The sequence below is a fragment of the Streptomonospora arabica genome, from assembly GCF_039531585.1.
Classification (GTDB): Bacteria; Actinomycetota; Actinomycetes; order Streptosporangiales; family Streptosporangiaceae; genus Streptomonospora; species Streptomonospora halophila.
Genome location: NZ_BAAAQI010000009.1, coordinates 85,240 through 98,496 on the forward strand (window position 1 = coordinate 85,240; position 13,257 = coordinate 98,496).

A 13,257-nucleotide genomic window follows, 5' to 3' on the forward strand; every position below is an offset into this window, starting at 1 on the left:
TTTCCCTGTCACCCGCCGCCGCCCCGGGAGGCGACGCTGCGCGTCACGGGTTTTCCCTGTCACCCGCCGCCGCCCCGGGAGGCGACGCTGCGCGTCACGGGCTGCGCGTCACGGATTCCTTGTTGACTTGTCGTCTGCCCGCGGTGGTCCGGCCTCCGCCGGCCCACCGCGGGCGGCGCGGGGGCGGGTTCCCGGGTACGGGCCCCGGACACCCGGTCCGTGCCGCCCTTCCCAAGAAGTCCCCGCCCGCCTTATCGATTCCCGATCAGTTCCCGGTCGTCGAGCCCTGCTCGCCGCCGAGCTTGGCGACGCTGGCGTGTACCGCGGCCACTACCCGGTCAGCCGTCAGACCGAACTGCTCGTAAAGGGTTCCGTAGGGCGCGGAGGCGCCGAAGTGCTCCAGGCTCACGGCCTCGCCCGCGGGACCGATGAACTCGTGCCAGCCCAGCGCGATACCGGCCTCGACCGAGACGCGCGCCTGCACCGACGGCGGCAGGACGCTGTTGCGGTAGGCGGTGTCCTGGGCCCGGAACCACTCGACGCTGGGCATCGACACGACACGGGTGGGCGTGCCGGCCTCCTCAAGGCGCTCGCGGGCGTCCAGCGCGACGGCGACCTCGCTGCCCGTGGCGATGATCAGCGCCTCAGGGCTGCCGCTGCCGGCCTCGGCCAGGACGTAGCCGCCCTTGGCGGCGTTCTCGGCCGGGGCGTAGCGCTCGCGGTCCAGGGTCGGCACGTTCTGGCGGGTCAGCGCGAGCGCGGTGGGGCGCTCGCCCTTGGCCAGGATCGACCGCCAGGCCACCGCCGTCTCGTTGGCGTCGGCCGGGCGCACCACGTCCAGGCCGGGGATGGCCCGCAGCGCCCACAGGTGCTCGACCGGCTGGTGGGTGGGGCCGTCCTCGCCCAGCCCGATCGAGTCGTGGGTCCAGACGTAGGTCACCGGCAGGCCCATCAGCGCCGCCAGCCGCACCGCCGGGCGCATGTAGTCGCTGAAGACCAGGAACGTGCCGCCGTAGGGCCGGGTGGGCCCGTGCAGCGCGATGCCGTTGAGGATGGAGCCCATGCCGTGCTCCCGGATGCCGAAGTGCAGCACCCGGCCGAACCGGTTGCCCGAGAACGCCTTGGTGGAGTACTCCTCCGGGATGAACGACGGCTCGCCCTTGGGGGTGGTGTTGTTGGAGCCGGCCAGGTCGGCCGACCCGCCCCACAGCTCGGGCAGCACCGGCGCGACGGCGCTGAGCACCTCGCCGCTGGCCTTGCGGGTGGCCACGCCCTTCTCGTCGGCGTCGAAGACCGGTAGGGCCTTCTCCCAGCCCTCGGGCAGCCGACCGGCGTGGAGCCGGTCGAACAGCTCGGCCCGCTCACCGGCGGAGCCGTGCCAGGCCGCGAAGGCGGACGTCCACTCCGCGTGGTCGGCGCGTCCTCGCTCCACCGCCCGGCGGGTGTGGGACAGCACGTCCTCGGGCACGTCGAAGGAGGCCGCCGGGTCGAGGCCCAGCTCGCGCTTTGTGGCGGCCACCTCCTCGGCGCCCATCGCCGCGCCGTGGATTGCGCCGGTGTTCTGCTTGTTGGGCGAGGGCCAGCCGATGATGGTGCGCAGCCGGATGAACGAGGGCCGCTCGGTCTCGGCCTGGGCGGCCGTGATCGCCCGGTGCAGCGCCTCCACGTCCTCCTTGTAGGCGCCGCCGGCGGTCCAGTCGACCTCCTGCACGTGCCAGCCGTAGGCCTCGTAGCGGGCCGCGACGTCCTCGGAGAACGCGATCTGGGTGTCATCCTCGATGGAGATGTGGTTGTCGTCGTAGATGAGCACGAGGTTGCCCAGCTTCTGGGTGCCCGCCAGCGCGCTGGCCTCGTGGCTCACGCCCTCCTGCACGTCGCCGTCGGAGCAGATGGCGTAGACGAAGTGGTCGAAGATGCTGTCGCCGGGCGCGGAGGCGGGGTCGAACAGGCCGCGCTCGCGGCGGGCGGCCATGGCCATGCCCACGGCGTTGCCGATGCCCTGCCCGAGCGGGCCGGTGGTGGTCTCGACCCCCGGTGTGTGGCCGACCTCGGGGTGGCCGGGCGTGAGGCTGTCCCACTGCCGCAGGCGCTTCAGCTCGTCCAGGCCGAGCCCGTAGCCGGCCAGGTAGAGCTGGATGTAGAGCGTGAGGCTGGAGTGGCCGCAGGAGAGGACGAAGCGGTCGCGGCCGACCCAGGAGGGGTCGGCGGGGTCGTGCCGCATGATCTTCTGGAAGAGCAGGTAGGCCGCCGGAGCGAGGCTCATCGCGGTGCCGGGGTGGCCGGAGCCCGCCTCCTCGACGGCGTCCATCGCGAGGGCGCGGACCGCGTCCACTGCGCGCCGGTCCGGTTCCGACCACTCAAGGGACTTGGAGGTGTCGATGTTCACGCGGGCTCAGGGCTCCTTTCGCGCATTCAGCAGAACCCGGGCGCGCGCCGCCCGGGATGGTGAATGTGGGGTTGTCCAGGGTCGCGGTGGCCTGAAATCCCGCGGGTGCCGGCGCACGGGTGCCGTGGGAGGGGGGCCGCCGGGCCGCCAGCGCCGGCGGCGGACCGGGGCCCGGGCCGGGACCGGGGTGCCCGCCGGGGTGACACGTGCGACCGTGTGCGAGCCTATCGTTCCCTGTCGGGATGGCCTATGTCCGACACGTCTCATCGCGCCGGGCCCCTCCTGACGGCCGTGCGGGGCGGGCCCGCGCGGCGGCTGTGCGCGGCACCCCGGTGTGTGCGACCCTGCCACCGCGGCGGCGGCGCCCGGCAATGGGCCGCGCTCCGGAGCGACCGGCGGGGGACCCCGGCGAGGTGCGCCCGGGGGAAGTACTACAGTATGTCGTTGACGGGGTCGTCCTCGGCGCGCTGCCACCGCCGGTACGGACGGGCCCCGCTGTGGCGAGCAGAGCAGACCCCTGAGTTCCGTTGAGGTAGAGCGTGTCAGTGTCCGGAGTGCCGAAGTCCCCCGAATCCGCGGTGCCCGGGGCGGCATCCGCCGTGCGGTGGTACTGATGGCGCTCTCCGAGCCTCCCGCGCACGAGTCGGCGGACGGAACGGCCGCCGACTCGCCCGGCGAGCCCGCCGGCCGCCCCTCGCCGGGTGCCTCCCTGCTGGCCCACGTGCGCGCCTACGTCGCCCTGTCCAAGCCGCGGGTCATCGAGCTGCTGCTGATAACCACCATCCCCGTGATGTTCGTGGCCGCGTCGGGGGTGCCCCCGCTGGGCACCGCGCTGGCCACCCTGGTCTTCGGCACCATGTCGGCGGCCAGCGCCAACGCGATCAACTGCTTCATCGACCGCGACATCGACCAGGAGATGCGCCGCACCCGGCGGCGCCCGGTGGCGATGGCCCGGGTGACGCCGCTCGGCGCGCTCGTATACGGGCTGGCGCTGGCGGTGGGCTCCACCGCGGGGTTCGCGCTGCTCGTCAACCTGCTCTCGGCGGCACTGTCGGCGTTCGCGATCCTGTTCTACATCTTCGTCTACACGATGCTGCTCAAGCGGCGCACCGCGCAGAACGTCGTGTGGGGCGGCATCGCCGGCTGCATGCCGGTGCTGATCGGCTGGAGTGCGATCACCGACCGGTTGGACTGGGCGCCGTTCGTGCTGTTCCTGGTGGTGTTCTTCTGGACGCCGCCGCACACCTGGGCGCTGGCGATGCGCTACCGCGAGGACTACGCCGCCGCCAAGGTCCCGATGCTGCCCGTCGTGGCCACCGAGCAGCGCGTCATGCTGGAGTGCGTGCTCTACAGCTGGGCGACGGTCGTGACCTCCCTGCTCCTGTGGCCGGTCGCCGACACCACGCCGTTCTACGCGCTGGTCGCGCTGGCGCTGGGAGCGGTGCTGCTCGTGCAGGCCCACCGGCTGCTGGCGCGGGTGCGCGCCGGCGTGACGGGGCCGAAGCTGTCGACGATGGGCTTCTTCCACTTGTCCAACGCCTATCTCGCGCTGCTCTTCTGCGCGGTCACCGTCGACCCGCTGCTGGCCGGCCTGCTCGACTGAGCCCGCGCGGCCGGCCGCCGCACAGCGTCGCGTCAAGCCCCGCTCGGTGGCCGGTAGTGGCCGCCGCCGAGGCCGGGCCGGAATCACCCCGGCACTTCGGCGATCGCGCTGATGGAGCGGCTGTCGCCATACCTGCGCACTCCCGGAAACCACTACGATCTGAGGCCATGCCCGCACTAGACGCGAAAGCCATCCTGGAGGGCCGCAAACCCGGCCGCCGCTCCGTCGGACTCACCATCGGCATCATCATCAGCGTGCTCTGCATGCTGGCCATGATGGGCTACCTGCTGTGGTCAGGCCTGGCCGGCGGCGGCGTCGCCGGTGTCGTGGGGTTCGTCATCAGCCTGGTCGCCGCGATCATCCCCGTGGCGATCCTGGTGCCCCTCATCCTCACGCTCGACCGGCTCGAACCCGAGCCCGGGATGGTCCTGCTCTTCGCGTTCCTGTGGGGCGCGGGCGTGGCCGTGGTGGTCTCCTTCATCCTCAACACGGCGGGCATGGCGCTCGTGACGGTCCCCGCGTTCGGGCAGTCCATGGGCGACTTCGTCTCGACCGCGGTGGGTGCTCCGCTGGTCGAGGAGAGCGCCAAGGGCCTGGTGCTGCTCATCCTGCTCTGGCGGCGCCGCTACGAGCTCGACTCGCTGACCGACGGCGTCATCTACGCCGCAATGGTGGCCACCGGGTTCGCCTTCACCGAGAACATCCTCTACTTCCTCAGCTCCTACATGAGCGAGGGCGCCTTCGGCCTCGGCTTCACGTTCGTGCTGCGCGGGCTCGTCTCGCCGTTCGGCCACCCGCTCTACACCTCGATGATCGGCATCGGCGTCGCCTACGCCGCCATCAACCGCGGCGGCGGGCGGCTGTTCGCACCGGTGCTGGGCTGGCTCGGCGCCGTGGTGCTGCACGGGCTGTGGAACGCCTCCACCGCCTTCGGCTGGATCGGGTTCGGCATCGCCTACGTGGTGCTGTTCTTCGTGCTGGTGTCGATCATCGTGCTGGCCGTGCAGGACCGCCGCCGGCAGGTGGCCGCGATCGCGCACTTCCTGCCTCCCTACGTCTCCACCGGCCTGGTGACCCCGGCCGACGTGCGCATGCTCAGCTCGATCCCGGGGCGCCGGGGCGCACGCTCGTGGGCGCAGCGCAACGCCGGCCAGCGCGGGCGGCGGGCGATGAAGGACTACCAGCTGGCGGCGACCGAGCTGGCGCTGCTGCACCAGCGCCTGGCGCGCGGAGTGGCCCGCCCGGCCTGGCAGGAGCGGCGCGACAGCTTCCTCGCGCTGATGCACGCGGCGCGCACGGCGTTCCTCGGCCACATGCAGCAACCGGTCGTCCCGGCCTGGGCCCCCCAGGCGACCGACTCCGGTTTCCTGCAGCGCGCCGACTTCGCGCATGTCATCGCCCAGGCCCAGCAGCAGCGCGCCGCCCAGGGCCAGCCTCCGCCGCAGGGCCCTCCGCCCGCGCCGGGCGCGCCAGGTGCCGGGCCGCCTAGTCCCGGGCAGCCGCCGTATCCCCCGCAGCAGCCGGGGCCGGGCCGGGGCTGGTGACCTCCACCCGCTCGGCGGTGGCGAAGTAGACGCGCAGGACGGCCACCCACACCAGGCCCGACCCCAGCACGTGCAGCACCACCAGCCATTCCGGCAGGCCGAGCAGGTACTGGGTGTAGCCCAGCGCGGCCTGGGCGAGCACGGCCGCCAGCAGCAGCCGGGCGGCCGTGCGCAGCGGGGCGGGCGCGCGGCGCACGGTGGCGACCGCCAGCGCGGCGGAGCCCGCCAGCAGGGCCCAGGCCAGCCCGGAGTGGATGCGGGCGACCGCGACCATGTCGAAGCCCCAGCGCGGAGCGTCGGCGTCGCCGCCGTGCGGGCCGGTGCCGGTGACCACCGTGCCGGCCACCAGCAGCGCGAACCCCAGCGGGAGCAGGGCGGTGGCCAGCAGGCGCACCGGCCGGGCGACGGTGGGGCGCAGCAGGCCCCGCGGCTCGCGGCAGCGCACGTAGTAGGCCACGGCCGGCACCACGACCAGCATCGACAGCAGGAAGTGGGACGCCACCGAGGCCGGGTGCAGGTCGCTCCAGACGGTGATGCCGCCGACCACGGCCTGGCCGAGGACGCCGAGCGGGATGAGCGTGGCGTAGGCGAGCAGGTCGCGGCGGCGGGGCCGCATGCGCAGGGTGGCGATGAAGACGATGACGCCCACGGCCAGCACCAGGAACGTCAACGTGCGGTTGCCGAACTCGATGGCGGCGTTGATCGCCGAGTGGCCGGTGTCGACGGGGACGAAGCTCTCCTCGGTGCAGCGGGGCCACTCCGAGCAGCCCAGGCCGGAGGAGGTCACCCGCACCGTCGCTCCGGTCACTGCGATCCCGACGTTGACCACGATGTTGCCCAGGCCCCACCAGCGCAGCGCCGCCGTGGTCGGCTGCCACACGGTGCGCGCCAGCAGCGCCAGGACGACGACCCCGACCACGGCCAGCGCGATCTGCCAGGCCCACAGGGGCAGGTTCAGCAGGAGGATTTCGTCGGCCGCATAGGGGGCCGGAGCTGGGAGACCACGCATACGACAGACTGTAGTACCTCCTGTCCGGGCCCCGGCACGGGGACGGCGGCCCCGGCCCGGGTGCGGTTCGGGTGCGGCTCGCGGCGTCCGCGACACGGGTACGTGAATGCTTGCTTATATAAGCCGCGGCCGTAAGTTGGCGCCATGAACGCGTTCGACGTGCTCGGCGACCCTGTGCGCCGCCGCATCCTCGAACTGCTCAGGGAGGGGGAGTCGACCTCCGGAGCGATGAGCGCGGTCATCTGCGAGGAGTTCGGAATCGGCCGGCCCGCCGTCTCCCGGCACCTCAAGGTGCTGCGTGAGACCGGGTTCGCCACCGTGCGCCGGGAGGGGGCGCGGCGGTTGTACGCGGTCGACTCCGGGCCCCTGCGCGACATCGACGTATGGCTCGACCGGTTCCGCGGCTTCTGGGAGCCCCGCCTCGACACCGTGGGCGCGGAGCCGGCCCGGGCCGGGCGCGCGCCGCCTCCGCGAGCGCCGCGCCGGCGGGGACGGGACGCACCCGAGCCGGACCACCACCGAGGCTCGTGAGGAGACCACAGTGATCGACGTAGACCACCAGATCAGCGCAGTACGCAGGCGTCTGGGTACCCGGATGCTCGACGCGGGCGAGGCGCGCGTGCTGACCATCGGCCAGACCTACGAGGTGCGCGTCGAGGACGTCTGGGACGCCTTGACCAACCCCGAGCGCATCCCGCGCTGGTTCCTGCCCGTCTCGGGCGACCTGCGCGAAGGCGGCCACTACCGGCTGGAGGGCAACGCCGGCGGCACGATCACCGCCTGCGACCCGCCCACGTCCTTCACCGCCACCTGGGAGTCCGGCGGCCAGGTCAGCTGGATCGAGGTCGGCCTGGCCGCCGAGCCCGCCGGCACCCGGCTGGAGCTGGTCCACATCGCCCACGTCGACGACGAGGCCTGGGAGTCGTTCGGCCCGGGTGCCGCGGGCGTCGGCTGGGACATGGCTCTGATGGGGCTGGGCGAGCACCTGGCCGGCGGCGAGAGCGCCGACGCGGCCGAGATCGAGAGCTGGATGGCCTCCGACGAGGGGCGGCGGTTCGTCGAGCTGAGCAGCGACCGGTGGCGCCGGGCCAACGTCGAGTTCGGCACCGGCGAAGAGGCGGCCCGCGCCGCCGCCGACCGCACCACCGCCGCCTACATCGCGACCGAGGAGCCCGAGGGCCGGGGCTGAGCGGGCGCCGGGTCCGGTCGGCGGACCAGGCCCCGGCGCCGCCGCCGGACCCGGCCCGCCTCCGGTGCACCAACCCCGGCCGGCTCAGCGCACCGGAGCCGCCGGGTCGAGGGACTCCGCGGCCGCGGAGCGGTCGGAGCCGGCGAACTGCGTCCGGTACAGGACCTCGTAGCGGCCGCCGGCCGCCAGTAGCTCCTCATGGGTGCCGCGCTCCACGATCCGGCCGTCCTCGACCACCAGGATCATGTCGGCCGCGCGCACCGTGGAGAGCCGGTGGGCGATCACCACCGCGGTGCGGCCCTCCAGCGCCTCAGCGAGCGCCTCCTGCACCGCCGCCTCGGAGGTGGAGTCCAGGTGGGCCGTCGCCTCGTCCAGGATCACCACCCGGGGCCGGGCCAGCAGCAGCCGCGCCACCGTCAGCCGCTGGCGCTCGCCGCCGGAGAAGCGGTAGCCGCGCTCGCCCACCACGGTGTCGAGGCCGTCGGGCAGCGAGGCGACCAGGTCGTCCAGGCGCGCGCGGCGCAGCGCCCCCCACAGCTCGGACTCCTCGGCGCCCGGCCGGGCCAGCTGCAGGTTGGCGCGCACGGTGTCGTGGAACAGGTGGCCGTCCTGGGTGACCATGCCCAGGGCGGAGCGCAGGGACGCGGCCGTCAGGTCGCGCACGTCCACCCCGCCCAGACGCACGGCTCCGCTGTCGGCGTCGTAGAGCCGCGGCAGCAGCGAGGCGATGGTGGACTTGCCGGCGCCCGAGGAGCCCACCAGCGCCACCGTCTGCCCCGGCTCGGCGCGGAAGGACACCTCGTGCAGGACCTGCTTGCCGGCGCGGGTGTCCAGGTCGGCGACCTCCTCCAGTGAGGCCAGGGAGACCTTGTCGGCGCTGGGATAGGCGAACCCGACGCCGTCGAACTCCACGGAGACCGGGCCCTCGGGGACGGCCACGGCGTCCGCCCGTTCCGTGATCAGCGGCTTCAGGTCGAGCACCTCGAACACCCGCTCGAAGCTGACCAGGGCGCTCATGACCTCGACCCGGGCGCCGGCCAGTTCGGTCAGCGGGGCGTAGAGCCGGGTCAGCAGCATCGCCAGCGCCACCACGGCCCCGGCCTTCAGCGTGCCGCTCAGCGCCAGGAACCCCCCGAGCCCGTAGACGAAGGCCAGCGCGAGTGCGGAGACCAGCGTCAGCGCCGTCATGAACGTCGTCTGCAGCATGGCGGTGCGCACGCCGATGTCGCGTACCCGGCGCGCCCGCGCGCGGAACTCGTCGGACTCCTGCTCGGGTCGGCCGAACAGCTTGATCAGCACGGCTCCACTCGCCGAGAACCGTTCGGTCATCCGGTCGCCCATGGCCGCGTTGTGGTCCGCGGCCTCGCGGTCCAGCCGCGCCAGGCGGCCGCCCATCCGCCGCGCGGGGATCACGAAGACCGGGAGCAGCAGCAGCGAAACCAGCGTGACCTGCCAGGACAGCACGAGCATGGCCGCCAGTGTCAGCAGCAGCGTCACCAGGTTGCCCACAACACCCGAGAGGGTGTCGGAGAACGCCCGTTGGGCTCCGATGACGTCGTTGTTCAACCGGCTGACCAGGGCGCCCGTGCGGGTCCGGGTGAAGAAGGCGATCGGCATGCGCTGCACGTGGTCGTAGACGGCCGAGCGCAGGTCCAGGATCAGGCCCTCGCCGATCCGGGCCGAGAACCACCGGGTCAGCAGACCCAGGCCCGCCTCGGCCAGGGCGATCGCCGCGATCAGCACCGCCAGCGCCACCACCGTTGCGAACGGCTCGGAGGCGGTGATCGCGTCGACGATGCGCCCGGCCAGCAGGGGAGTCGCCACCGCGAGGGCGGCGGTGACGCTGCTGAGCAGGACGAACGCGAGGAGTGCGCGCTTGTGCGGCCGGGCGAAGCGGCCGATGCGCCGCAGCGTGGCCGCTGAGAACGGACGCGTGTCGTTCGGCGCGTGTACGGCGTGGTACATCGAGGTCCACGCACTGATCTCTATGCTCATGAGCCTTTCATCCTGTCCGTGCTCGGCGGCGTGCGGAGGCGGGGGGACGGCGGTCCGGCCACCGCTCCGACTGCACGGCCGACACTAAAATCTCAAGTTAGCTTGAAGTCAATCGCGCGGGGAGGCCGGAACAGGCCGCCCGGCAGCGCCCGGCCGTGTCCGGGCGCGGACGCGCGCACCCCCGGGGCGGGGAACGCTACGTTGAGTCGCATGCGGCTGCTGATCATCTCCGACACCCACATCCCGCGGCGGGCGCGCGGGCTTCCCGCCGAGGTCGGCGCCGAGGTCGAGCGCGCCGATGCGGTGGTGCACGCCGGCGACTGGGTGGACCTGGCCTCGCTGGAGGACCTGCAGGCGCGGGCGCGCCGGCTGGTGGCGGTCTACGGCAACAACGACGGCCCTGAGCTGCGCGCGCGGCTGCCCGAGGTCGCCCGCGCGACCCTGGAGGGGGTGCGCCTGGCCGTGGTCCACGAGACCGGGCAGGCCAAGGGCCGCGAGAGGCGGTGCGCCGAGCGGTTCGGCGACGCCGACGCGCTCGTGTTCGGCCACTCCCACATCCCCTGGGACACCACCGCCCCCAACGGGCTGCGACTGCTCAACCCCGGATCGCCCACCGACCGCCGGCGCCAGCCCCACCACACCTACATGACGGCCACCGCCGCCGACGGGCGGCTGAGCGACGTGCGCCTGCACCGCATCGGCCTGGACTGAGGCGGGAGCCGCCCGCGCGCGAAGCGGCGCGGTCGTAAGCGCCCCGCGGGGGTATCACCCCGTCGGGGACGCCGCCCCGGAGGGGGCGGGACCCGCTGCGAAAACCCGGGCGCACCGCGATGAGTCCGCGCGCCCGCGCAAGTCCACCTTCCGGCACCGCGGTGCGGTGCCCTCGGGCAGGCGGGCCGCCCGGGTCCGCACAGCGTGAGGAGCCTGCCATGCAGAAGATCATGACGCACCTGTGGTTCGACACCCAGGCCGAGGAGGCCGCCCGGTTCTACACCTCCGTGTTCGACGACGCGCGGATCGTGGAGATCAACGACTACGGCAAGATGGCGCCCGACAGCGACGTGGCCGTCAAGACGGTGGCCTTCGACCTGGCGGGCCAGCGCTTCCTGGCCCTCGACGCCGGCCCCGTCTTCACCTTCAACGAAGCCGTCTCGCTCTACGTCGACTGCGCCGACCAGGAGGAGGTCGACTACTACTGGTCCCGCCTGCTGGAAGGCGGCGGGCAGGAGAGCCAGTGCGGCTGGCTCAAGGACCGCTACGGCCTGTCCTGGCAGATCGTGCCGCGCAAGCTCACGGAGCTGACCACCGACCCCGATCCGGCGCGGGCCGGGCGCGCCATCGACGCGATGATGGGCATGCGCAAGATCGACGTCGCGGCGCTCGTCGCCGCCGCAGACGGCGCCGGGTAGCGGCGCGGCCGCCCGTGGCGCGGCCCGCCCGGCGGCCGCGGCGTGTGCGGCCGCGCACCCCTCCCCAGCGCGCCGGTTGGCCCCCGGGCGACGCGGGTAGGCGCCCGCGCGGACGACGCTGGGCGGGGCATCGGCCCGCGCCCCGATGACGGACGACGACCGCGGTCCCGCGCGGCTGAGGGGTGCCGACGTTGATCGAGCTGGTGCTGGCCTTTGCTGTGGTGCTGTTCGCGGCGGTGCTGGTTTCGGGCATCGCGCACCGGACCGTGCTCTCCACGGCCGCGCTCTTCCTGGTCGCCGGGTTCGTCCTCGGCCAGGGGGTCCTCGGCCTGGTGCCGCTGTCGGGCGGGACCCACTCGGTGCGGCTGCTGGCCGAGGGCGCGCTGTTCGCCGTGCTGTTCACCGACGGCATGCGGCTGGACGTCAAGGATCTGCGCGCCCACTGGAGGCTGCCCGCCCGCGCCCTCGGGCTCGGCATGCCGGCCACCTTCGCGCTGATCGCACTGCTGGCCCATTACCTGGCCGGGCTGGACTGGCCTGAGGCCCTGCTGATCGCGGCCGTGCTCTCGCCGACCGACCCCGTCTTCGCCGCCGCGCTGATCGCCCGCGAGCGGGTGCCCTACCGCGTGCGCCACCTGCTCAACGTCGAATCGGGGCTCAACGACGGGCTCGCGCTGCCCGTCGTCGTCGTCCTGCTGTCGCTGGCCGCGGACCAGCCGCCGCACCCGGCGTCGCTGGCGGCGGAACTGGGCCTGGGCGTTCTCGTGGGCGTGGGGATCGCCCTCGGCGGGATCGCGCTGGAGCGGCTGCCCGGCCTGACCGCGACCACCCGCTACGAGCCCCTGGGCGCGTTCGCCATCGGCCTGGCGATTCTGGCGGTGTGCCAGCTTGTGCACGCCAACATGTTCCTCGCCGCCTTCACCGCGGGGGTGACGATCGCTTCGGCGAGCCCGGAGATGCGTGCCGCCTTCGACAGGTTCGGCGAGTCGGTCGCCGAGCTGCTCAAGCTCGCGGCCCTGCTGGCCTTCGGCGCGCTGATGTCGCCGTCCTTCCTCGCCGAGATCCCGCTGAGCGGGTGGGCCTTCGCGGTGCTCGTGCTGCTGGCGGCCCGCCCCGCCGCGATGCTGGCGGCGCTGACCGGCTCGGAGCTGGGCAAGCGGGAGCGGGCCGCGGTCGCCTGGTTCGGCCCCAAGGGCTTCGCCTCGGTCGTCTACGGCCTGCTGGTGCTGGAGTCGGATTTGGGGCGCAGCGACGAGCTGTTCCACCTGGCGGCCCTGGCCATCGTGCTGTCGATCCTGGCCCACTCCTCGACCGACATCGTGGTCGCCGGCCGGTTCGCGGAGAACGAGGGCAACAGCCCGGCCCGAGGCGCGGACGGTGGTGGCTCCGCGGACCGCCGGGGGCAGCAGGAGCCGCCGCCGGGAGGCGCCGCCCCCGAAGGGCCGGACACGCGCTGAGGGCGCCCGCGCCGCGCGGGGGAGGCCCGAAGCCGCGGTTGCCCCGCGCGGGGGAGCAGCGCGCCCGGGCGCCCGAGCGAGAGTGGTGGCCATGGAACCCCACACGGAACCACGCGGCGTCCCCGGTCCGGCCATGCGCCGAGAGGGCGGGGCCGCGCCCGGTCCCGGTCGGCGCGGGCGGCGCGCTCGGAGCGGGTGGGCGGTGGCCGCCGCCGCGTGGACGGCGCCGTACGTCGCATCCAAGGTCCACTACGCGCTCGACGGGCGCCTGGGCGTGACCGGAGGCCCGCGGGTGCCCGAGTCCGGCTACGCCGCCTACGGGCCGGGCGAGGCCGCCGCGGCGCAGTGGGCCAACGCGGGCGTCGGCGCCGCCGCCCTGCTGCTGTTCGCCGCGTGTGCGCTGCCCGCTGTGCGCCGAGCCCCCCGCTGGCTGCCGGCCCTGCCGGTGGGAGCGGCGGCCCTGGTGGCCGCGGCCGGCGCGATCGGCATGACCGGGCGGGCGATCGCCACCGACGCGGGCGGCGCGCTCTTCGGCGCCTACTGCCTGGTGTGGGCGGTCCTGGCGCTCGGGGTGCTGCGGGAACTGCTGCTCGGCGGTCGGCGCCGGAAGGGCTGAGCGCCGGCCGGGGACCGCCCCTGCCCGCGCACCGGCGGACGGGTGCAGG

At 73.9% G+C, this 13,257-nt stretch carries 11 protein-coding genes; 8 read left to right on the forward strand and 3 right to left on the reverse strand.

Annotated features, from left to right (window positions below; all coding sequences use genetic code 11):
- Window positions 1–265: 265 nt before the first annotated feature.
- Window positions 266–2,386: a transketolase gene (gene tkt / locus ABD284_RS16085; protein WP_344144124.1), complete on the reverse strand. Its 2,121-nt coding sequence runs from the start codon at window positions 2,384–2,386 to the stop codon at window positions 266–268.
- Between the two features lie 613 nt (window positions 2,387–2,999).
- Between tkt and ABD284_RS16090 the strand changes: the two genes are divergently transcribed.
- Both ABD284_RS16090 and ABD284_RS16095 read left to right on the forward strand, forming a co-directional pair.
- Window positions 3,000–3,989, forward strand: a complete 990-nt coding sequence (locus ABD284_RS16090) for a heme o synthase (protein WP_344144126.1) — start codon at window positions 3,000–3,002, stop codon at window positions 3,987–3,989.
- 167 nt (window positions 3,990–4,156) lie between these two features.
- Window positions 4,157–5,533 carry a PrsW family intramembrane metalloprotease gene (locus tag ABD284_RS16095; protein WP_344144128.1) on the forward strand — a complete coding sequence of 459 codons (1,377 nt, stop codon included), beginning with the start codon at window positions 4,157–4,159 and terminating at the stop codon, window positions 5,531–5,533.
- Here the strand turns inward: ABD284_RS16095 and ABD284_RS16100 are convergent.
- Window positions 5,475–6,542, reverse strand: coding sequence for a COX15/CtaA family protein (locus ABD284_RS16100; protein ID WP_344144131.1), 1,068 nt, complete (start codon window positions 6,540–6,542; stop codon window positions 5,475–5,477). The genes ABD284_RS16095 and ABD284_RS16100 overlap by 59 nt on opposite strands.
- Window positions 6,543–6,686: 144 nt before the next feature.
- On the opposite strand from ABD284_RS16100, the gene ABD284_RS16105 reads away from it, so the two are divergent.
- A complete protein-coding gene (locus ABD284_RS16105; protein ID WP_344144133.1) occupies window positions 6,687–7,073 on the forward strand; it encodes an ArsR/SmtB family transcription factor in 387 nt (128 codons plus the stop codon).
- 10 nt (window positions 7,074–7,083) lie between these two features.
- Window positions 7,084–7,731 carry an SRPBCC family protein gene (locus ABD284_RS16110; protein ID WP_344144135.1) on the forward strand — a complete coding sequence of 216 codons (648 nt, stop codon included), beginning with the start codon at window positions 7,084–7,086 and terminating at the stop codon, window positions 7,729–7,731.
- Between the two features lie 84 nt (window positions 7,732–7,815).
- Here ABD284_RS16110 and ABD284_RS16115 read toward each other — a convergent pair whose 3' ends face one another.
- Window positions 7,816–9,726, reverse strand: coding sequence for an ABC transporter ATP-binding protein (locus ABD284_RS16115; RefSeq protein WP_344144137.1), 1,911 nt, complete (start codon window positions 9,724–9,726; stop codon window positions 7,816–7,818).
- A 210-nt stretch (window positions 9,727–9,936) separates the two neighbouring features.
- On the opposite strand from ABD284_RS16115, the gene ABD284_RS16120 reads away from it, so the two are divergent.
- From ABD284_RS16120 to ABD284_RS16135, 4 genes are all read left to right on the forward strand, one after another.
- Window positions 9,937–10,437, forward strand: a complete 501-nt coding sequence (locus tag ABD284_RS16120) for a metallophosphoesterase family protein (RefSeq protein WP_344144139.1) — start codon at window positions 9,937–9,939, stop codon at window positions 10,435–10,437.
- A 218-nt stretch (window positions 10,438–10,655) separates the two neighbouring features.
- On the forward strand, window positions 10,656–11,135 hold the full coding sequence (locus ABD284_RS16125; RefSeq protein WP_344144141.1) for a VOC family protein: 480 nt from the start codon (window positions 10,656–10,658) through the stop codon (window positions 11,133–11,135).
- Between the two features lie 191 nt (window positions 11,136–11,326).
- Window positions 11,327–12,592 carry a cation:proton antiporter domain-containing protein gene (locus tag ABD284_RS16130; protein ID WP_344144143.1) on the forward strand — a complete coding sequence of 422 codons (1,266 nt, stop codon included), beginning with the start codon at window positions 11,327–11,329 and terminating at the stop codon, window positions 12,590–12,592.
- Window positions 12,593–12,794: 202 nt separating this feature from the next.
- Window positions 12,795–13,208 (forward strand): hypothetical protein, encoded by a 414-nt coding sequence (locus ABD284_RS16135; RefSeq protein WP_344144146.1) that lies wholly within the window; start codon window positions 12,795–12,797, stop codon window positions 13,206–13,208.
- Window positions 13,209–13,257 lie beyond the last annotated feature (49 nt).